Origin of the sequence: Mycobacterium sp. 23, assembly GCF_048287075.1 — a bacterium.
Taxonomy (GTDB): Bacteria; Actinomycetota; Actinomycetes; order Mycobacteriales; family Mycobacteriaceae; genus Mycobacterium; species Mycobacterium gordonae_B.
On sequence record NZ_JBLVUX010000005.1, the window covers coordinates 6,259,592 to 6,281,937 of the forward strand.

The window sequence follows — 22,346 nt, forward strand, 5'->3', positions numbered from 1 at the left end:
GTTGTGCAATTTGCCCAAAACGGCTGTGCACATTGCCTAGTCGGTTGCGTGAACCAGTCAGTCCGGTTCGATGCATGCCGTACACCCGGGAGTAGTCGGGTGTTCATGAGCAAGCGGCATGCACCCGCACTGGCCGCTAATTAGAAACCAGTCTGGCGGATTCAGCGAGCAGTTGCTTTCGCCGGAATGAATACATTGTCGGAACCGCGCGGGTGCACCACTTGTGGCCACCAGAACCATCGTCCCAGCAAAGTCGCGATCGACGGCATCAGCAATGTGCGCACGATCAATGTATCGAGCAACAGGCCGATACACACGGTCGATCCGAACTGGCCGAGCACTCGTAGGTCGCTACCGAGCATCGACGCCATGGTGAAGGCGAACACCAGACCCGCAGCGGTCACCACCCCGCCGGTGCCCGCCATGGACCGGATGATCCCGGTCTTGAGGCCGGCATGAATTTCTTCTTTGAATCGGGAGACCAGCAGCAGGTTGTAGTCCGAGCCGACCGCCAGCAGGATGATCACCGACAGCGCCATCACGATCCAGTGGATCTTGATGCCGAACAAGTCCTGCCAGATGAGCACGGACAGCCCGAAGGACGCGGCGATGGAGCTCGCCGCGGTGCCTACGATCACCAGTGCGGCCACCACGCTGCGGGTGAGCAACAGCATGATCATGAAGATCAGCGTCAGCGCCGACACCACCGCGATCATCAGGTCGTACTTGGCGCCGTCGTGCATGTCTTTGAATGTCGCGGCAGTGCCACCCAGATAGACCTTCGCGTCCGACAGCGAGGATTGCTTCAGTCCCTCCTGAGCCGCGGTGCGCTCGGAATCGACCCGCGAAATCCCTTCCGGCGTCATGGGATCACCCTGGTGGGTGATGAAGAATCGCGCCGACTTGCCGTCCGGAGACAGGAACATCCGCAGGCCGGTCTGGAAGTCGGGGTTGTCGAAGGCTTCGGGTGGCAGGTAGAAGAAGTCGTCGTTCTTGGAAGCGTCGAAACTCTGGCCCATGACGACGGCGGTGTCACTGAGCGCCTTCATCTGATCCAGCATCGCCGAGAACGTGGCCTGCATGGTCAGCGTCAGGGCTTTGGTCGTCTTCATCGTGGTGATCATCGGCGGGATCAGCACCAGCATCGAGTGCGTGGCGTCCGCCGTGCGCTGGATGTCTTTGGTCAGGAGGTCGAATTGCCCGGCCAATTGGTCGAATCCGTCCAGCGACTCGAACAGGGAACGCAACGACCAGCAGATGGGAATGTCGAAGCAGTGCTTCTCCCAGTAGAAGTAGCTGCGGATCGGACGCCAGAAATCGTCGAAGTCGGCGATGTGGTCGCGCAGCCTGTTGGTGATCTCGGCGGTTTCCGCGGTGGTTTTGGCGCTGTCGTCGGCGGCGTTGGACAGCTCCGTCGTCACCTTGTACATGCGTTCCATGGTCTCGATCATGAACTGCATCTCGTCGGCCATTTTGGTGATGTCCTTCATGCGGTCCTGCAAGAAGGCCATATTCTGCATCGTCGTCTGGCTCTGCATGCTGTTCTGAAAAGGTATGGAGCTGTGCTGGATTGGGATGCCCAGGGGCCTGGTGATGTCCTGCACCATGGCGATCCCGACGGTGCGCATCACGTTCTTGGCCACCCGGTCCAGCACCAGCATGTCGGCCGGGTTGCGCATGTCGTGGTCGGCCTCGACCATCAGCATGTCCGGATCCATCCGGGCCTGCGAGAAGTGCCGGTCCGCGGCCTGCTGGCCGAGGTTGGACGGGGCGGAGGCCGGGAGATAGTAGCGGTCGTTGTAGCTCGTCACGAAGCTGGGCAGGGCCACCATCCCGATCAGCACGATGGCGGTGCTGACCGCCAGAATCGGTGCGGGCCAACGCACTACCGCGGTGCCGACGCGCCGCCACATCCGCCCCTGCCGGGCGGTGCTCTTGGACTCGAACAGATGGAACTTGCTCCCGGCGAAAACCACCGCGGGGCCGAGGGTGACGCCGGCCAGCACGACGACCAGCATGCCGATCGCCACCGGTGCGCCCATGGTGTTGAACCAGGGCAGCCGGGTGAAACTGAGGCAGTACGTCGCGCCGGCGATGGTCAGACCGGATCCCAGCACGACTGGAGCTACCCCGCGAAAGGTGGTGTAGTAGGCGGTTTCTCGATCCTCGCCCGCGCGCAGCGCTTCCTGATAGCGCCCGATCAGGAAGATGCCGTAGTCGGTGCCGGCGGCGATCGCCAGCATGGTCAGGATGTTGGCGGCGAAGGTCGTCAGGCCGAAAACGTTGTGATACCCCAGGACCGCCACGATTCCGCGTGAGGAGGCCAGCGCCACGAACGTCATGAACAACTGGACCAGGGTGGTGACGATCGATCGGTAGACCAGCAGCAGCATGATCGCGATCGCGCCGAGGGTAAACAGAGTGATGGTAGCCAGGCTGGCGTTGCCGATGATGTGCATGTCGTCGGACAGCGCCGCCGGTCCGGTCACATACGACTTCACTCCGGGTGGTGGTGGATTGTGCTCCAACACCTTTCGGACGGCTTCGACGGAATCGTTGGCCAACGTGGTGCCCTGGTTGCCGGCCAGGTTCAGCATCACGTAGGCGCCCTTGGCGTCGGCGCTCTGCGCTCCCGCGGCGGTCAGCCGGTCACCCCAGAAGTCTTGAATGTGCTGGATGTGCTCGTGGTCCTGGCGCAGTTGGCGGATCACGTTGTCGTAGTAGCGGTGTGCGTCGTCGCCGAGCGGTTTGTTGCTCTCCAGCACGATCATGACGGTGCTGTTGGAGTCGAACTCCTTGAAGTTGTGCCCCAGTCGCATCATCGCCACCATGGACGGCGCGTCCACCGGTGTCATCGGAGCGGAGTGCTGCTCGCTGACCTTCTCCAGCGTCGGCACGATGACGTTGACCAGGACCGTCAGCACCACCCAGCCGATGATGATCGGCACCGCGAAAATGCGGATGGTGTGGGGGATGAGCGGGCGGTGACCGCGTTCCCGGGTCTCGTTGGGCGCAACCGTGATTGGTGCCGTGTCGTCGGTGGCGGTTCGGTGGTTGAGGTCGCTCATGCCGACTTCACCAGGCAGAAGGTCTGGGGATTGACGCCGTCGGACTGCTTTTCTTCCTTCACCACGTTGTCGACCGTGATGCGGCAGCCGATTCGGCTGCCGTCACTCTGGGCCATGATGTTGGCGCTCACCGAGGGCAGCGTCGTCGAGATGGTGAAAGTCCATGGCAGCGGTGCCGCGTTGACCTGGTGAGTGTTGGCATCTGCATCCCAGTAGTTGATGTTCGCGGTGGACCCGGCCGGACCGAAGATGTCGTACTTGACGACCTTCGGGTTGAACTGCACGATCTCGATGCCGGCACCCGCGTTGGCGTTGAGGTCTTCGGACCCGAAGATCTTGTGCAACCGCGACACGACCAGTCCGGAGACGGCCAGCACCACCACCAGCACCAGGGGTATCCACGCTTTCCTGAAGAAGCGGGTAGCGGGACCCGCGATCGCACCAGCCTTCATCGCCACCGCCCTTTACGAGTCTCCCGCCACAACTGCAGGGTTGTAACGCCCGACAGTGGAGCTTGCTTCCCGACGCGACAAATCCGGGAGAATGTTTGCTCGGCTAAGTATGCTAACCCTTAGTGGACGCCAACGTTCCTCGGGGTGCCGGTCGTGTGCGCAACGACACAGTCAGCGTGCCACCCGACCGGTGACCGGCGGCAGGTCGGCGAGCGTCATGATGCCGGGCCTGGCGGCCACCACCGCGGGCACCGCGTTGGTCACCGGCATCGCGGTGTAGATCATGCCCAGCCCCATGAAGCCGGGCTCCGTCCAGTCTTTGGGCGGCAGGCAGTGCAGTACCGTGCGCATATTGGGCAGCCCGAACACCTGGATGACGTGCCCGTGCTCGAGCGGCTTGGGCGGGACGACGTGATCGCCCATGGTCCAGTTGAATCCGACGCTGACGACGTTGCGGTCGCCCTCCCAGCCGCGGTGGTATCCGTAGACGCCGCCGACGGTTCCGGCGGGGATCTTCATGAAGCCCAGATCGGTGTCGCCGGTGGCAGCGGTGAACGTGACGTCGAAGGTCATCCGGTCCAGTCGGGCTCCGATGGCGTCGGCCATCATCGCGGCCGACTCGGCGAACACTTCACTTTCCCGTCGCACGCTCTCGGCCAGTCCCGGCGTGTCCGGGTCCTGCGAGAAGCCCATCGCCGTCTGGGTTCCCGCCGACTCGTAGGTCGAGCAGTCGACCGACTCGGTGATGCGGATCTCGTCGACCCGCTCGCAGGAGGCGGACAGCACCATGCCGACCATGTTCGTCATCCCCGGGTGCGCGCCGCTGCCGAAGATGGTCGAACCGCCGTGTTCGCAGGCCGCGATGATGCGCTCGCGGTCTTGCGGCGTCTGCTTACCGCCGGTGATCCACGCCGCGCTGGTGCACACGTTGACCCCCGCTTCCAGCAGTCGCACCAGCTCATCGATGTTGGGCCACAACGGGTTATAACAACACGCGTCGGCTCCCAGTGCGATCAGCGCGTCGATGTCGTTGGTGGCCAGCACGCCGGTGGGCTCCGGCCGGCCCGCCAGCTCGGCGGCATCGACACCGACCTTGTCCGCCCCGTGCGCGTAGACCCCGACGAGTTCCATGTCGGGCCGTCCGATGATGGCGTGCAGGGAGCGGCGGCCGATATTTCCGGTCGTCCACTGGATCACCCGCAGGGGACGGTCAGTGCTGGCTGTGCTCATCGGGCTCCTTTGCGCCGGTTGACGGCCGGTTGACGGGAGCCATTATCGCCGCTGCCGTCCGGCGTCAGTGAGGAGCCCGGTTCAGCACGGACATGGCACCGGACAGGATCTGTGAAACCGGATCCGCCCCGCCGCCGAAGGTGGCCTGGGTCGCGGGTGCGGTGACGGCCGCCGGGTCGTAGCCGATGACGGGGTCCACCTGGATGGGAGCCGTCGCCGGGTCGTCGTTGCGCGAGTAACCCGCGTTGACCATCGGCAGCAGCACCGCGTCAAGCTCGTTCAGCGTCTGCTCCGGCACCCCTGCGTACTGGAACGGCAATACCAGCGGAAGGTGCCGCTCGGGAATCAGGTATGTGGTCGTCGTCGCGCCGCGTGAGTTGACGGTCGACCTGATGTTCTGCGGCGGCACCATGCTCGGGTTGGTGAACGCCACCGCGGTATGCCCGGTCATCAGGCCCGCCAACGTGTTGGCCAGGGACATCCAGTTGTCCGGCCGATCCGGGAAGTCGGCGATCGAGTCATAGGCGGAGATGAACATCTTGGTGTCGTACTGGCTCTCGACGGGCGGCGGTACCGGGTAGTCGAGTGCGGGCACGACGCTGCCGACCGGGAACATGGCGGTCAGGAAGCTCTGGCCGAACGCATGGCGCGCGACGGGGTCGCCGAAAGTGGCGAAGCTCAGCTGGTCCGGCGGGGGAGCGGTGGGGTCATTGGCGAGCCGGGCCTGCAGAGCGTCGAGCACCAGCGCACCCTCCGAGAGGCCGATCGTCGTTCCGGGACCACCCCGGCGGATCGCCGCATCCAGGTTGTCGGCCCCGATGACGACCGATTCGCCGACGCTGGGTCCGTCCGCGCCCAGGCCGGGAAACATTTCGTCCAACCGGCCGATGCCGGGAAACAGGCGCCCCAGCACGTGGCCCTGCACCTGGCCTGCGGGGTAGTCGACAATCTGTCGCCGCAGGCCCGGGAACCATTCGGCACCTTCGCGGCGGATGTACTCGTCGTACGGGATGCCCAGCACGTGCGCGCCGCCCAGCGCGTAGGCCGTCCCGTCGACGGGTGCAGGGGGGTCGGCCGGCGTTTCGTCTGCGGTGGCCGCCGGGCCGCCGAAACATCCTGTTGCCGCGACGATTCCCAGCGCGGAAATTCCCGCGAGTAGCTTCTTCATCCCCACTCCCTGCCTGATTGGGGGCCTGATCGGGGCCTGATCGGCTTGGTTCCGCGAGTCTCGCACACCCCGCGCGGTCCCGCTAAATCACCAGTCACCCGGCGCGTCCGGACAGCGACCGCCGCAATCTGGGCGCCCTACTCAGTTTCGAGGGCCACCAGCTGGCCCGTCCGATCAGCGTGGCCACGGCCGGCACTGTGATGGTCCGCACCAGGAAGGTATCCAGCAAAATGCCGACGCCGATCACGAAACCGCCCTGGACCACGGTGCCGATGCTGGAAAACAGCAGGCCACCCACGGAGGCGGCGAAGATCAGACCCGCGGCCGTGATCACACCGCCGGTCGAGCTCAGGGCCCGGATGACGCCGTAACGCACGCTGCCCGGCGACTCGTCCCGCATTCGCGAGATGAAAAGCATGTTGTAGTCGGCGCCTACCGCGACCAGGACCACGAAAGCCAACGGCGGCACCGACCAGTGCAATTGCTGGCCGAGCAGGAATTGAAAGACGAGGACGCCCATTCCGACCGCCGACAAGAACGACACCACCACCGAACCCACCAAATACAGCGGCGCGACAACCGCACGCAGCAACGCCATCAGGGTCAATAACACGACGATGAGCGTGACGGCGATGATGAATCGAATATCGTGCTGGTAATAGTCGCGGGTGTCGCGCAGCGAGACGGGGTATCCCGCCATCGAAATTGACGCGTCCGACAATGCCGTGTTCGGCTGGGCGCTGCGCGCGGCGTCGGTGATGGCGTTGACCTGATCCATCGCTTCGGAGCTGAATGGGTTGAGTTTCGTTTGGACCAGGTAGCGAACCGAGTGCCCGTCCGGCGAAATGAATATCCGGGCCGCCTTCTTGAATTCGTCCATGCGCAGCAGCTGAGCCGGAATATTGAAGCCCGCCATCGACGGTTCGGCCGCATCATTTTTCAGCGACAGCAGGAACGCGGCGGCCTCGGCCAGGCCGGCGCCCATTTCTTTGACCTGGCCGACGAGTTGCTCCACCCCGTCGGCAACCTGCCGGCTTCCGCCCGCCGCCCGGTCGGCTCCGCGCTGGAGGTTGTTGAGGCCCGACTGCATGCCGCCGGGCTGGTCCAGCCCCATGGCATGCATCGCCTTGGTGAGCCCGTTCAGCGTGCTGCGCAAGCGGTCCACCGTCGCGTTCAGGGTTTGCCGGTCCTGGAACGTCTCCAGCTGGCGGGCCAGATCGTTGATCTCGTCGAGGCTCCCGTCGTTGCGTGCGGCCACCACCCGTTCGAATTGCGCCCGGGTTGCGCTGCACGAGGTGTCGAGGTCGCAAACCGGGTTGCCCTGCAGCGCGATCAGCACCGGTGCCACCCAGGCGAACATGTCCTTGACGGCGGTGAAGCTCAACCCCATGGAGTTGCCGAGTGAATTGATGCTGTTGACCAGCTTGGCCGCGGTCGCGACCTCTTTGACCAGCTTGTCGCCGCCGTACTGGGTTCGCATCGACGAGAACGAGTCGAGCAGACCCTGCATGCCAGACACCATCTGGCTGACCTGGCCGCGCACGTCGCCCAGATTGTCAGCCAGCGTGTCGGCCCCTTTGACCAGCCTGTTCAGGTCGTCGTTGTGGTCGCTGATCACTGTCGACCCTTCGCCCAACCGCGCCCCGATGGCGCCCGCCTGGTAGGTGGCCCGGAACTCCTCGGGCACCGCCCCGGTAGGCCGGGTGATACCGGTGACCGCCGCGATATTCGGCAGCTGACTGACCCGGTCTGCCATCCGCTCCAAGTCGGCCAGCGCCCGCGGTGTGCGCAGATCATGCGGCGACTGGACCAGGATGTATTCGGGGATGGACTGATTCACCGGGAAATGCCGGTCCAGCGCGGCGTAGCCGACCGAACTCGGGGCGGACGCCTGCACGGCCTTGCGGTCGTCGTAGTTGTAGCGCACCAGGCCCGCGCAGCCCGCCAGGATGATCAACACCAGCACGCTGGCGACCAGGTGGGTCTTCGGCTTGCGCACGATGCGAATCCCGGAACGCCGCCAGAATGTGGCGGTCAGTTCGCGCCTGGGTTTGACCCAGCCGCGCGGCCCGGCCACCACGAGGATGGCCGGCAGCAGGGTGACCGCCGCCAGGAACGCCACGCCGACGCCGATCGCCGAGGACACCCCCACCGAAGAAAACACCCCCATCCTGGCGAAACTGATGCCGAGGAAGGTGATGCCGACCGTGGCGGCGGACGCGGTGATCACCTTGCCGATGGAGATGAGGGCCCGTCGCACGGCTTCCTCGTAATCGGAGCCCTGCCGCAGATAGTCGTGGTACCGGCTGATGAGAAAGACCGCGTAATCGGTTCCGGCGCCGGCGATCATCGCGCTCAGAAAGACGATCGACTGGTTGGAAACACCCAGGCCGCTCGCCTGGGAGAAGCCGGCGACCACCGCCTGGGCGATCGCCATCGAGATGCCGATCGCCAGCAGCGGCAGCAGCATGGTGACCGGATTGCGGTAGACCATCAGCAACACAAGGAGCACCAGCACCGCGATCGCGAGCTCGATCGGGAGTCGATCCTTTTCGCCGGCCACCGTCAGATCGGCGACAGTGGCGGCCGGTCCGGTCAGGTTCGCCGTCAATGGGCTACCGGCCAGGCTCTGCTTGACCACGCCGGTGACCTGCTTGAAGGCGGCGTAGGAGCGGGGCGTGCCCAACTCACCGGCGAGGCCGACGGGCAGCACCCAGGACTTGCGGTCCTTGCTGGTCAGCGCCGACCGCAGGGGCGGCGTGCTGACGAAGTCCTGCAGCATAACCACGTTGCGGGTGTCCTCACGCAGCGCGGTCACCAGCTTGCGGTAAGCGGCTTCGTCCGCCGGTCCGAGGCCCTTCTCGTTGGTGAGAACCACCAGCAGCAGGTCCTCGTTGCCGGACTCGTGGAACGCCTCGGTCATCTTGCGCGCGGTGACGGCGGACGGCGCGTCACTGGGCAGGATGGCGAGCGGGTGTTTCTGGGACATCTCGTTCAGGGACGGCAGGGTCAGCGGCAGCGCGACCGCAACCGCGACCCAGAGCCCGATCACGGCCCAGGGCCAGCGCACCACAAAATCGGCTAACCGTCGCAAATTGCCCCCACCTCAAGTTCTCGCGGCCCGCGCCCGCCGGTCACCGCCGGTCCCATTGCTCAATTATGTGTCGCGCCCGCCGCGACTTCGGGTATTTCACAAAAATAACGTGCATCAAAGAACTCCGAAGTACTCCCACCCTACGTGACGCGGCCCCAATGTCCGCTATCGGCGACCCGGGTGCACACGGATTTCATGGCCTCGACATATCGCGCGACCGATTTCTGCGCGATCGGATTGTCCGGGAACATGACCGCCATGGCGGTACCCTGCTCGTACCGGAATATGTAAATGGTCAATTGATATGAATATCGGCGGTCCGAATAAATTCCGATGCTCTTGGCGGCACTCATTTCGGCTGCGGCAATCACGGCATTCAGCGGGGCGGCGCCCCCGTGCAGAAAATTCGAAACCGGAAAGTTGGGTCGCGGCCAGTCCAGCCACGGCGCCAATTCCAGGACCCGGTAAAACGGTACCTTCGCCATGTCGAGGCTCGAATCGAATGAATCCTGAGCGGACCAGGCGGCTTCGCTGAAGGACGCCGCGGCAATGGGAATGGTGATAGGCACCAGGCCGGTGAACCAACCCTGGGTCATGAAATTCTCGTCGCTCCTGCGCGAGTCCCGCGGAGTGAGCGCGTAATAGGTCGCCGCTCCGGTGAACTCGTGGTCAACCAGGGCCATGCATGCAAACAGGCCGCCGACGAAGCGCGCGCCGGCCACGGTGCACGCCGATTCGAACCGGGCGGTCTGGTCGGCGTCCATCAGGCTTTCGGTGACCATGTCGCTGTTGGTCAGCTCCAAAGGGTTACCCAGCGGGAGCGGAAATTCGGGAAGGCTGCCATTGTTATTCTCGGCGAACTCGATCCATTTGCGGACCTGCGGCGAATCCAGGGTCAGCTCCGAAGTCCGTTCGCGCTCCCTGACGCAGAAGTCGTCGTAGCTGCCGCTGTCGGGCAGCGCCAGGCCACTCTCGCCGCCCGCCATCGCCGCATACACCGCGTTGGATTCCAGCATCGTGATGCCGATCAGCGTCGCGTCACCGTGGACATGGTCGATGCTCGCGTAGAAGGTGAAGTGGTCTTCGTGCTGGATGATCCCGAACGAGAAGCAGCCCCACTGCAGCGGATCGGGCGTCGCCACGACGTGGTCGTGGATTTGGTCGACGGTCAACTCACCGTGATCGACGGGGACGAATTCGATATCGGCCGGATCGGTCATCGTGTGCCGGACGACGTCGCCGTTGTCGTCGTACTCGAACCAGCTGCGGTAGGTGTCATGCCGGCGCAGATATGCGTTGAGCGCCTGATTCATGATCGCTATATCGCAATGCCCGGGCGCCTCACAGGTGGCGATCAACAGTCGCGAAAAGTCGAGACCGGAACTGGTTCGTTGCCGGTAATTCTGCAGATGTTGACCTTGCATGTAACTGACCGGTACCGAACTGACCGGCGCTTGCAGCGCCTTTTCTCTGGCCGCCTGCGTGGGGTGCCAGGAAATGACGGTGCCGGGGCGCACCGTCCAATCCTCGAGTGAACCGATTGTGATTTTCCCGATCTGCAAAATCTTCCCTTCCCGGTCGCCGGCCTTTTCCTGGCTTTCCCCCGCGTGAGTCGGCGCCGATATCACGATAACCGCATCGGCAGCCACGGCAGCGGCCGCGTGCTAATGCGCGTGGCAGCTCGCATTCGGCCAGCGCCCATGGTAAAGACCGGCACCTGGCCCGGCGACGGCCGCACTACCTGGTAATTTGCGGATGTCGGCGCGCGGCGCATTGGTGCTTGCAATAATCGCGGCGGGGGAGATCCGTCTGCTGCACGCCCGGGCCGTGCCGCAGCGCGAACCAGTCTCCGCCGGTCTAGTCAGTCAGGAAGGACAGTGCATGGCAACCGCCGAGGTGACGGAGCCGCCAGCCGGTTTTGCGATAGTCGGCTACGCGGCCCGCTTCCCGGGTGCCGGCGACGCGGACGAGTTCTGGGAGCTGTTGCGGCAGGGGCGCGACGCCGTCTCAGAGGTGCCCCGGGAGCGGTGGGACGCCGACGAATTCTTCGACCCCGATCCCGACGCACCCGGCAAGGTGGTGACCCGCCGGGCGGGTTTCATCGACGACGTGACCGGTTTCGACGCTCCGTTCTTCGGGTTGTCGGCACGTGAGGTCAGGTTGATGGACCCGCAGCACCGGTTGCTGCTGGAGACGGCGTGGCGGGCGGTCGAGCATTCGGGTATCGCACCGACCGCCCTGGCCAACACCAACACCGGTGTGTTCGTCGGCCTCTCCACCCACGATTACCTCGGCATGGCCTCCGACGAACTGGACTATCCCGAGATCGAGGCCTACATGGCGATCGGGACCGCCGCTGCCGCGGCCGCGGGCCGGATCAGTTACCGGCTGGGCTTGCAGGGTCCGGCGGTCACGGTCGACACCGCATGCAGTTCATCGCTGGTGGCGATTCACCAGGCCTGCCAGGCGCTGCGGTTGGGTGAGTGCGACCTCGCACTGGCCGGCGGCGCCAACGTGCTGCTCAGCCCGGCGACGATGATCACCTTCTCGCAGGCGCACATGCTGGCCCCGGATGGCCGGTGCAAGACGTTCGACGCCGCCGCCGACGGTTACGTGCGCGGTGAAGGGTGTGGCGTCATCGTCGTGAAGCGGCTGGCCGACGCGATCCGCGACGGGGACCGGATCCGCGCCGTCATCCGCGGGAGCGCGATCAACCAGGACGGCGCCTCGGGTGGCCTGACGGTGCCCAACGGCATCGCTCAGCAACGGGTCATCGCCGAGGCGCTGCGGCGCGCCGGCGTGGCGCCGGCCGACGTCGGCTACCTCGAGGCGCACGGGACCGGAACGTCGCTGGGCGACCCCATCGAAGTCCAGGCCGCAGGTGCCGTGTTCGGGGAGGGACGCGACGGTACCCCGCCGCTCCTGATCGGGTCAGCGAAGACGAATATCGGGCATCTCGAGGCCGCCGCCGGCATCGCCGGCGTCATGAAGGTCGTGCTGTCGCTCGAGAACGAGTTGTTGCCGCCACACCTGAACTTCCGGGACCCGTCGCCCCACATCCCGTGGGACCGGCTGGCGGTGCAGGTTGTCAAGGAGGCCACCTCCTGGGAACGCAACGGCCGCCCGCGGCTGGCCGGAGTCAGTTCGTTCGGCTTCTCCGGCACGAACGCGCACGTCATCCTCGAGGAAGCGCCGGCACAGCCCGAAAAGGCAGATGCGGCAGAGGATTCGGCCGGCCCGCGGTTCAGCGTGCTGCCGCTGTCGGCCCGCACCCCGGCGGCGTTGATTCAGCTCGCCGAGCAGTACCGCGGCTGGCTCAGTGAGCATCCCGAGGCCGCCCTGGCCGACGTGAGCTTTTCGGCAGGCGTCGGGCGCGCGCACTTCGAGCACCGCGCTGCCCTGGTGGCGAACTCGACGGACTCGGCGCGGGAGTTGCTCGCCGCGCTCGCCGACGACCGTCCGGCGCCCGGACTGGTGCGCGGCGAGTGCGCCGACCCGCCCAAGACCGCGTGGTTGTTCCCCGGGCAGGGCAGCCAGTTCCCGGGCATGGCCCGCGAATTATTCGACAATGAGCCGGTTTTCGCGGAGACGGTGAACCGGTGCGCGGCGGTGGTCGCAGATGTGCTCGAAAGGCCGTTGCTCGAAGTCATTTTCGAGACCGACAGTCCGGACGGCCAAGACATGTTGCGCCAGACGGCGTACGCGCAGCCGGCGCTGTTCGCGGTGGAGATGGGTCTGGCGCGGCTCTGGCAGTCGTGGGGTTTCGAACCCGACGTGGTGCTGGGCCACAGTGTCGGCCAGTATTCCGCGGCGTGCGTGGCCGGCGTATTCAGCCTCGAGGACGGGGCGTTGTTGCTCGCCGAGCGTGGCCGATTGTTCGGCGACCTGCCGGCCGGCGGCCGGATGGCGGCCGTGTTCACCGACAGCGAGCGGGTCGAGGGCCTCACCGAGGAGTTCCCGCGTCTGTCGGTGGCCGCCTACAACGGCGCAAACACCGTGTTGTCCGGACCTGGCGAGGATCTGGATCGCGCGGTGGCCGGGCTCAAGGCCGAGGGCGTCCGGTGCGAATGGCTGGACACCAGCCACGCATTCCACTCCGCGCTGCTGGACCCGGCGCTCGACGAATTCGAGGCTTTCGCCGGCAGATTCGAATACCTTCCGCCGCAACGCATTCTGGTGTGCAACCGGACTGGTGCGGCGCTGGGCCGGCAGGTCAAACTCGACGGCCAGTACTGGCGTCGCCATGCCCGCCAGCCGATCGAGTTCGCCAAGAGCGTCGCCACCCTGGCCGACCTCGGCTGCAAGCTGCTGCTGGAGGTCGGTCCGCAGCCGGTGCTGACCGCGTCAGCCCTGCGAGCCTGGCCGGACCCGTCGACAGCGCCGCGGGCGATCGCGTCGATGCGCCGCAACGGCGCCGAGCTGCGCCAGATCACCGAAGCCGTGGCCGACGCCTATGTCGCCGGCCACCTGCCCCTCTTCGGCGCTCTACAGCCGGGACGGCCGCGCCAACTCGACCTGCCCACTTATCCGTTCCAGCGGCGCCACTACTGGTTCCGGGACAAGCGGGCTCAGCCGAGCGGAAAATCCGATCGGTCAACAGCTTTGCGCACCGAAGCCGTCCGGTTGCTCGAGGACGGCCGGATCGACGAACTTGCCGCGTTGCTCGACGGGACGGGCGGCAACCAGCAGACGGTCGACGTGCTGACCAGGCTGGCGGCGCAACACAACCAGCAGCGCGAGACGCAGTCCATCGCCGGTGACCGTTACGAGATCCGTTGGGAGAAGGCGGTTGTCGCATCCTCCGGTGCGGATGCGTCCTGGTTGCTGATCGCCGACGACGGCGATGCGGTGGCGCCGTTGGTCGAGGTGCTGACGGCGCGCGGGCATCGGCACCGCGTCCACGGACTGCCGGCCTCCGAGGCCGACGAGCAACGACTCGAAGCCGTGCTGCGCGAAGCGGCCGCCGACGAACCGTCGCTGCGCATCGTGGTGCTCTCGGCTGTCGAATCCGACACCACGCCCTCGATGCGGTCGTTGTTGCGGATGCAGCACCGGGTTCTGGGTGGCGCGCGGCGACTCTTCCGCGCCGCCGCGGCCGCCGAGATCCGCAACCCGATCTGGCTGGTGACCTCCGGCGCACAACGGGTTACCGGTACCGACGCGGTATCGCCGGTGCAGAGCTGCCTGTGGGGATTCGGCCGGTCCGCCTCGCTGGAACATCCCCAGCTCTGGGGTGGGCTGGCGGATCTGTCCTCGGGCAGTGCCGACGAGTGGTCGCGGTTGATCGACGCCGCCACGGCCGGCAGTTCGGGCGCGACGGAAGACCAAGTGGCGCTTCGGGATCAGGCGGTCTACGTGCCGCGCCTGGTGCGCCGCGCCGGCGCGCCGGTGGCGACGCCTCTGGCGCTACGTGGCGATGCGACCTATCTGGTGACCGGTGGCCTGGGTGCGGTCGGGCTGGAGATCGCCGGCTATCTGGCCGCGCACGGCGCCGGACATCTGGTGCTGACCGGCCGGCGCGCGCCGAACAACGACACACAGCAGCGCATCGACGCCCTGCGGCAGCAGACCGGCGCCGAGATCCGGACCGTCGCGGCCGACGTCGCCAACCCGCACGACGTCGACCGGCTGATCGCCACGGTGGCGGCCGAGTTGCCGCCGCTGGCCGGCGTCGTGCATGCCGCCGGGGAGATCGGCAGCACCCCGCTGCGCAGCCTGGACGACGCTGAAGTGGATCGCGTCTTCGCCGGAAAAGTCTGGGGTGCTTGGAATCTGAGTGAAGCCACCGCGGACGTGCCGCTGGACTTCTTCCTCAGTACCTCCTCGATCGCCTCGGTGTGGGGCAGCTTCGGTCAGACCGCCTACAGCGCGGCCAACGCCTTCCTCGACGGGCTGTCCAGCCGGATGCGCGAGCAGAACTATCTCAGCGTCAACTTCGGTCCTTGGATGTCCGGGTCGACGGGCATGGCCGACGAGGAGGCCCGCGCGCAGCTGAAGAAGCGCGGCGTGGTGACCATGGCGCCGGGCGACGCGCTGGCCGGGATGGCCGAGCTCCTCGTCACCCATTCGGCTCAGGGCGTGGTGGCCCGCATCGACTGGGAGCGATTCCTGCCGATCTACCAGCAGACCGGAAGACGCGCGTTTCTGGGCGAACTCGAACGTGAGATACCCGAGTCGGCGACGGCGCCGACGGCGTCCGGGACCACGAAGCTGGTCGAGCGGCTCACGGTCGCTCCGGTGCAACAGCGCAAGAAGCTGGTCGTGGACTATCTGCGCGAGGTCGTCGCGGAGGTCACGCGGGTCGATGCGGCCGAGATCCGCGACGAGGCAGGCTTCTTCGACCTCGGCATGGATTCCTTGATGGCCGTCGAGTTGCGGCGCCGGGTCGAACACGGGGTCGGCAAAGCGCTGCCCGCGACCCTGGCGATGGACTACCCGCGGCTGGTCGACGTGGCGGATTATCTGCTCACCGACGTGCTGCAACTGAACGCTCCGGCGACGGCGAAGACGGAGACCCCCGCGACCGTCGCGGTGACCAGCAGCCTCGTCGACGAGCCGATCGCGATCGTCGCGGTGGCCTGCCGCTTCCCCGGCGCCACCGATCCCGAGGCGTACTGGGACCTGCTGGCCAATGGGGTCGATGCGATCCGCGAGATCCCGGATGACCGTTTCGACGTCGACGAGTACTACGACCCGGATCCCGAGACACCCGGCAAGATCTACAGCCGGTGTGGGGGATATCTCGAGGCGATCGACGGATTCGATCCGGAGTTCTTCGGCATCTCGCCGCGCGAAGCAGTGTGGATGGATCCGCAGCAGCGGTTGATGCTCGAAATCGCCTGGGAAGGCCTGGAACGGGCCGGATATTCGCCGGCATCGTTGCGCGGCAGCCGAAGTGGGATCTTCGTCGGGGTGGCGGCCAACGAGTATTCGCACCTGTTGACGGCCGAGTCGGTCGACAGCATCGAAGCCCACTTCATCACCGGGAACGCGCTCAACGCCATCGCGGGCCGGGTCGCCTTCGCGCTCGGGCTGGAGGGGCCGGCCGTGGCGGTGGACACCGCCTGCAGTTCGTCGCTGGTGGCCGTGCACGAGGCCTGCGGGGCCCTGCGTTCCGGCGACTGCGATCTGGTGCTGGCCGGCGGGGTGAACGTGTTGCTGAGTCCGGCCTCCCTGATCGCCGCCTCCCGCGCCAGAATGCTGTCCCCGGACGGCCGGTGCAAGACGTTCGACGCCGCCGCCGACGGCTACGTACGAAGCGAGGGCTGCGGCATTCTGGTGCTCAAGAGGCTCAGCGACGCGGTGCGCGACGGCGACCGGGTCCAGGCGGTCATCCGGGGCAGCGCGGTCAACCAAGACGGCGCGTCCAGTGGTCTGACGGTGCCCAATGGCGGTGCTCAGCAACGACTTATCGCCGCGGCACTGGCCCGCGCGCACGTCGCCGGCAACGATGTCGACTACCTCGAGGCGCACGGTACCGGCACCTCGCTGGGTGACCCGATCGAAGTGCAGGCCGCCGCGGCGGCCTACGGCGCCGGTCGCGACCCGAACCGCCCGTTGCTGATGGGCTCGGTGAAGACCAACATCGGCCACCTGGAGTCGGCCGCCGGCGTCGCGGGCCTGATCAAGATCGTGCTGTCGCTGCAACACGAAATCCTGCCGCAGAACCTGCATTTCGAGAACCCCTCGCCGCACATCCCGTGGGATTCGCTACCGGTGCGCGTCGTGGACGAAGCCACCCCGTGGCACGCCAACGGCCGGCCGCGCCGTGCCGGTGTCAGTTCTTTCGGGTTCACCGGCACCAATGCGCACGTCCTGATCGAAGAGGCGCCGGTACCGGAGCCGATCGCGACAGCCGACGTTCCGGACGGGCCCGTGCATGTGCTGCCGCTGTCGGCCCGGTCCGAGCAGGCGCTGGTGGCGTTGGCGGAGCGGTACGCGTCCTGGCTGGAGGATCATCCGGACGCCGACATCGGTGACGTCTGCTACACCGCGGGCGTCGGGCGTTCGCATTTCGAACACCGGGGCGCCCTCGTCCTGGATTCCGGCGCCACCCCGGTCGCGGGGGCCCGTGACATGCTGGCCGACCTGGCCGCAAACCGGTTGCGCCCCGGCGTATTACGCGGCACGTGTGGCGACCCGCCGACGACAGCGTGGTTGTTCACCGGACAGGGCAGCCAGTATCCGGGCATGGCGCGCGAACTCTTCGAAACCGAGCCGGTGTTCGCCGAAACCGTGCAGCGGTGCGCGGACGCGATCGACGGGATGCTGCCGCGTCCGTTGCTCGAGGTGCTGTTCGCGGCCGACCGGGAAACCGGGGAAACGCTGCGGCACACCTCTTTTGCCCAGCCTGCCCTGTTCGCGATCGAGATGGGTCTGGCCCGCCTGTGGCAGTCGTGGGGCATTGAGCCCGACGTGGTGCTCGGCCACAGCGTGGGCCAGTACGCGGCGGCGTGTGTGGCCGGAGTGCTCAGCCTCGAGGACGGGGCCCGGCTGATGGCCGAACGCGGCCGGTTGTTCGGCAGCCTTCCCGACGGCGGGCGCATGGTGGCGATCTTCGCCGACCCGCGCCACGTGGAGGACGTCGCCAACCAGTGCCCGGCGGTGTCGGTCGCCGCATACAACGGCCCCAACACGGTACTGTCGGGCCCCGGTCCGGATCTCGAACGGATCGTCGACACGTTCAACGAAGAGGGCATCCGCTGCACCTGGCTGGACACCAGCCACGCCTTCCACTCGGCGCTGCTGGACCCGGTACTCGACGAATTCGAGGCGTACGCGGCGCGGCTGGAGTTCAACGTCCCCACGCTGCCGCTGGTCTGCAACCGCACCGGTACCGTCCTCACCGCGGAAACCGAACTGAACGGCCAGTATTGGCGCCGGCACTCCCGCCAGCCGGTGCAGTTCGCCGACAGCGTGCGCACCGTCGCGGCGCTGGGGTGCACGGTGCTGATGGAGATCGGCCCGCAGCCGATTCTCACGGCGGCGGCGGTGCAGGTCTGGCCGGAACATTCGGCTCCGCCGCGCGCGATCGTCTCGTTGCGCAAGGGCGCCGACGCCCGCCGGCAGATCTCCGAAGCCCTGGCCGCGACGTATGTCGCCGGGCATCGGCCGGACTTCGCCGCGCGCTACCGGCGGCCGGGTCACCGACTGGAGCTGCCGACGTATCCCTTCCAGCGCCGGCACTTCTGGCCCAAGAGTTCCGGGGTCGCTCCCGGCGACGGTGCGGTGGTCGCTGGAATACTCGGTAGCGTCAAGGATCTCGCCTCCGGTGACGCCGTCTACACCAGCCGGCTCTCGGTCAAGACGCAACCCTGGCTGTCTCATCACGTAATCTACGGCACCGTGGTGGTGCCGGGTGCCACGTACGCGGCGATGGCCCTGGCCGCCGTCGGCGCACCGGCGCACGTGCGGGACGTCTTCTTCTACGAGCCGATCATCTTGCCGGACAAGAGTTCCCGTGAGGTGCAGCTCACCCTGCATCCGCTCGAAGACGGCGGCGGCTGGACGTTCCGCGTGCACAGCCGTCCCTACGGCGTTCGCGAAGCGGAGTGGTCGCTGAACGCGGACGGCACCGTCCGCAGCGGTGTCGAAGAGGAACCGGCGGCCGAGGCTACGGATTCCATCGAAGCTGCCACCGAGCGGTTGAGCCGCACCCAGACCCAGCAGCTGTTCGACACCTTCGCCGACATGGAACTCGCATGGGGCCCAACCTGGTCCACGTCGCTGAAGTCGCTGTGGGTCGGCGACGGTGAGGCGATCGGTGATGTCGCCATCGGCGAGGAGCTCCTCGAGCAACTCGGCAGCGAGCCGATCCACCCGGTGCTGCTGGACCTGTGCACCGGAGTCGCCTTCCCCGCGTTCCCGGCGCTGCTGGCGGCCGAGCACGGTGTCGCGGACCTGTTCCTGCCGCTGCGGTACGGGCGGGTGATGCTGGCTGAGCGGATGCCGAGGCGGTTCTTCTGCCGCGCACGTTGGCAGGCGGGCGGTCTGGACAGCGAAACGCAGGTCTTCGATCTCGACTTCGTGGACCGGGATGGACGCCTGCTGGGCGGAATTCGCGAATTCACCGTCAAGCGTGCGCCCCGGGAGGCGTTGCTGCGCGGGCTCGGTGGCGACGCCACCCGGCTGCTGTACACCCTCGGCTGGAACGAGGTGCCTCCGCCGGCTGCGGATGACACCGCCGAAACCGCGGACAACACGTGGTTGATCGCCGGCTTCGACGAGCTCGCGGACGCCGTCCCGGGTAGCCTGCGCACCAACGACATCGTCGACCCGGACCGCTGGGTGCAGCTGTTCGCCCAGGCGAAGGAGGGCGGAGCCCCAATCTCCGGCATCGTCTGGCGCAGCGGCCGTCGACCGGGTATGGATGAGTCGAGCACCGAATTCGCCGGACGGCTGGAGGGCGAGCTCGACCAGCTGCTGACGCTGGTGCGCACGGCGCTCGGGCAGCAGGATCTGAAGCTGCCCGGCGGACTGTGGGTCGTCACCGAGCGGGCCGTGGCCACCGAACCCGGCGAGCCGGTCGACCCGGTACAGGCCGCTTTGTGGGGTCTCGGGCGCACCGTCATCGCCGAGCAGCCACAGTTGCGCTGCCGGCTGGTCGATCACGACGGGTCGCAGGACGCCGTGCAGTGGCTGGCCAGACTGCTCGCCGCGCCGGCCGCGCCCGTCACAGAGCCCGAACTCGCACTGCGGCAAGGAAAGTTCCTGGTGTCGCGGCTGCTGCCGTGGGCGCGGGGCGGGCATCTCGCGGTGCCGCGGGCGAGCGACTATGTGCTGGCGCCGACCGAACGCGGCGCCATCGACAACCTCCGTCTGGTGGAGACCGAAGTGACGGCCCCGGCCGCCGGTCAGGCGCAGATCCAGGTCGAGGCGGCGGGTCTGAACTTCCGCGACGTGCTCAACGTGTTGGGCCTCTATCCGGGTGACCCCGGACCCATCGGCGGGGACTTCTCCGGGATCGTCACCGAATTGGGCGACGGCGTAACCGGACTCGAGGTCGGCCAACGCGTCTTCGGTTTCATGCAGGGCGCGTTCGCCAGCCGGGTGAATGTGCCGGCACAGTTGCTGGCGCCGGTGCCCAAGGGTCTGGGCGCGATTGCCGCGGCGAGCATACCGGCGGCTGCGCTCACCGCACGCCTGGCCTTCGACTGGGCCAAGCTGCGGCCCGGAGACCGGGTGCTGGTCCACGCCGCCAGCGGCGGCGTCGGCCTGGCGGCGGTCCAGTTAGCACGCCAGTGCGGCGCGACGGTGTTCGCCACCGCCAGCGCCTACAAGCGTGCCGTGCTGCGCGAGCTGGGTGTGGAGTATGTATACGATTCGCGCACCACGGATTTCGCGGACCAGATCCTGGCCGACACGGACGGGGCCGGCGTCGACGTCGTGCTCAACAGCCTGACCAACGAGGGTTTCCTGGAGGCGACCGTGCGGGCGACCGCCCGCAATGGCCGGTTCGCCGAGATCGCCAAGCGAGACATCTGGACGCCCGAGCAGATGGCGGCGGTGCGCCCCGACATCGACTACGAGATCGTGGCGCTGGACGGGACGATCATGTCCGACCCGGAGCACATTCACCGGCTGCTGTGCGAGGTGTCGGACGGCTTGGGCAACGGGGAGTGGGAACCGCTGCACGCCGAGATCTATCCGCTGACCGAGGCGAAGACGGCGTTCCGCCGCATGCAGCAGGCCCGGCATATCGGCAAGATCGTGTTGCAGATGCCGAATCCGCTTGCACCGCGCGGTGATCGGACCTATCTGATCACCGGCGGCCTCGGTGCCCTGGGTCTGCACACGGCGGCGTACCTGGCTCAGCTGGGGGCCGGCGACATCGTGCTGACCAGCCGGCATCTGCCCGACACGGAGGCGCAGCAGGCGATCGACGCCATCACCGAGCGGTACCGGTGCCGGATCCACATCTTCGGGGCCGACGTCGGCGACGAGTCTCAGGTCGCGGAGCTGCTGAATCGCATCCGCGCCGAGCTGCCGCCGCTTGCCGGCGTCGCGCACCTGGCGGGTCTGCTCGACGACGCGCTGCTACCTCAGCAGAGCCTGGAGCGGTTCCGGACGACGTTGGCGCCCAAGGCTTTTGCGGCGTGGCATCTGCACCGGTTGACCAAGAACGACGACCTGGAATTCTTCATCATGTATTCCTCGATCTCCGGCGTCCTCGGTTCTCCGGGTCAGGCCAACTATGCCGCGGCAAACGCGCTGCTGGACGGGCTGGTGGCCGAGCGCAATGCCCAGGGCCTGACCGCGACCAGCGTCAACTGGGGTCCGTGGGCGAAGGGCGGCATGGCCGCCTCACACGCCGCGCGCGTCAATCTCGGTGCGCAAGGCCTGATTCCGCTGGAACCCACGGCCGCCCTGAGCGCGCTCGGCGAAGTTTTCGCCGAGGGGACCGGACAGGCAACCGTCATCAAGGCCAACTGGCAGCGCACGGCGAAGGTGCTCGGCGGTTCGCGTCCGGCGATACTGGACTACGTGCTGCCCAGTGCCGTCGCGGCCACGCAGGGCGACAGTGAGCTGCTGCGCCAGTTGCACGAGATCCCGGAGGGGCAACGCGCCGACTTCCTGACCGAATATCTGCAGCAGGAGGTGCAGAGCTTCCTGAGGCTGGCCCAGCCGCCCGCGGCCACCAGCCGGTTCCTGGATCTGGGCACCGACTCGCTGATGGCGGTCGAACTCCGCAACCGGTTACTCGGGCAGTTCGGCGGTCAGCTGACGATCAGCGCGACCGCAGTGTTCGATTATCCGACCATCAGGTCGCTCGCCGAGTACCTGGCTTCCCAGCTGCCGGAGTTGATGGCCGAATCGGTCCCGGCTCCGGCCGGCGAGTCCGCCGGCGTGCCGGTGGCAGAGTCCGCCGAGGAGCCTGCGGCAGAGCGCGCCGAGGAGTCCGCCGACGCTTAGTCGCTGATGTCGAAGCCGGCGATGACCTTCGTCGGACGCACCCGCACCACCAGTTCGCCAGGGACCGCGTTGCGGCGGCCGTACTCCTCGGCCCGCTCGGCGCCCATGTACCGGGCGCCGGTGCGGGTGGCGATTTCCAGCAACTCCCGCGGGTCGTCACTCACCGTCGCCACCCCTTGCACCTGCACGAACGAGTAAGGCGGGTGCGGGTCGTCGACGCAGATGACGGTTCGCGAATCCCGGCGCAGCGCGCGGCCTTTCGGTGTCTGTTCGTGGGTGGTGAAGACCAGCTCGTCGCCGTCGACGACGAACCAGACCGGCGCCACCAGGGGCCGGCCGTCCGATGCGGCGAACCCGAGCATGCCGGTGCGGGTGCCCGCGGACAGGAACTCCACGACTCGGTCCGACAGGTCGGCCATCGC

At 67.0% G+C, this 22,346-nt stretch carries 8 protein-coding genes; 1 reads left to right on the forward strand and 7 read right to left on the reverse strand.

Annotated elements, in window-relative coordinates; genetic code table 11:
* Positions 1-161: 161 nt before the first annotated feature.
* From ACNQS7_RS29865 to ACNQS7_RS29890, 6 genes are all read right to left on the reverse strand, one after another.
* Positions 162-3,068, reverse strand: coding sequence for an RND family transporter (locus tag ACNQS7_RS29865; protein ID WP_418015381.1), 2,907 nt, complete (start codon positions 3,066-3,068; stop codon positions 162-164).
* A complete protein-coding gene (locus tag ACNQS7_RS29870) occupies positions 3,065-3,520 on the reverse strand; it encodes an MmpS family transport accessory protein (protein ID WP_418015382.1) in 456 nt (151 codons plus the stop codon). The genes ACNQS7_RS29865 and ACNQS7_RS29870 overlap by 4 nt, the downstream gene beginning before the upstream one ends.
* Before the next feature lie 171 nt (positions 3,521-3,691).
* Entirely contained in the window at positions 3,692-4,750 is a 1,059-nt protein-coding gene (locus ACNQS7_RS29875; protein WP_418015383.1) for a dihydrodipicolinate reductase, read from the reverse strand.
* 64 nt (positions 4,751-4,814) lie between these two features.
* Positions 4,815-5,918 (reverse strand): acyltransferase PE, encoded by a 1,104-nt coding sequence (gene pe / locus ACNQS7_RS29880; protein ID WP_418015384.1) that lies wholly within the window; start codon positions 5,916-5,918, stop codon positions 4,815-4,817.
* Between the two features lie 94 nt (positions 5,919-6,012).
* Positions 6,013-9,012, reverse strand: coding sequence for an RND family transporter (locus ACNQS7_RS29885; RefSeq protein ID WP_418015385.1), 3,000 nt, complete (start codon positions 9,010-9,012; stop codon positions 6,013-6,015).
* A 140-nt stretch (positions 9,013-9,152) separates the two neighbouring features.
* Positions 9,153-10,574, reverse strand: a complete 1,422-nt coding sequence (locus tag ACNQS7_RS29890) for a condensation domain-containing protein (RefSeq protein ID WP_418015386.1) — start codon at positions 10,572-10,574, stop codon at positions 9,153-9,155.
* Positions 10,575-10,893: 319 nt separating this feature from the next.
* Between ACNQS7_RS29890 and ACNQS7_RS29895 the strand changes: the two genes are divergently transcribed.
* Entirely contained in the window at positions 10,894-21,924 is an 11,031-nt protein-coding gene (locus tag ACNQS7_RS29895) for a type I polyketide synthase (protein WP_418015387.1), read from the forward strand.
* On the opposite strand, the gene ACNQS7_RS29900 is transcribed toward ACNQS7_RS29895, so the two are convergent.
* Entirely contained in the window at positions 21,921-22,343 is a 423-nt protein-coding gene (locus ACNQS7_RS29900; protein ID WP_418015388.1) for a PPOX class F420-dependent oxidoreductase, read from the reverse strand. The two genes, ACNQS7_RS29895 and ACNQS7_RS29900, sit on opposite strands and share 4 nt — an antisense overlap.
* Positions 22,344-22,346 lie beyond the last annotated feature (3 nt).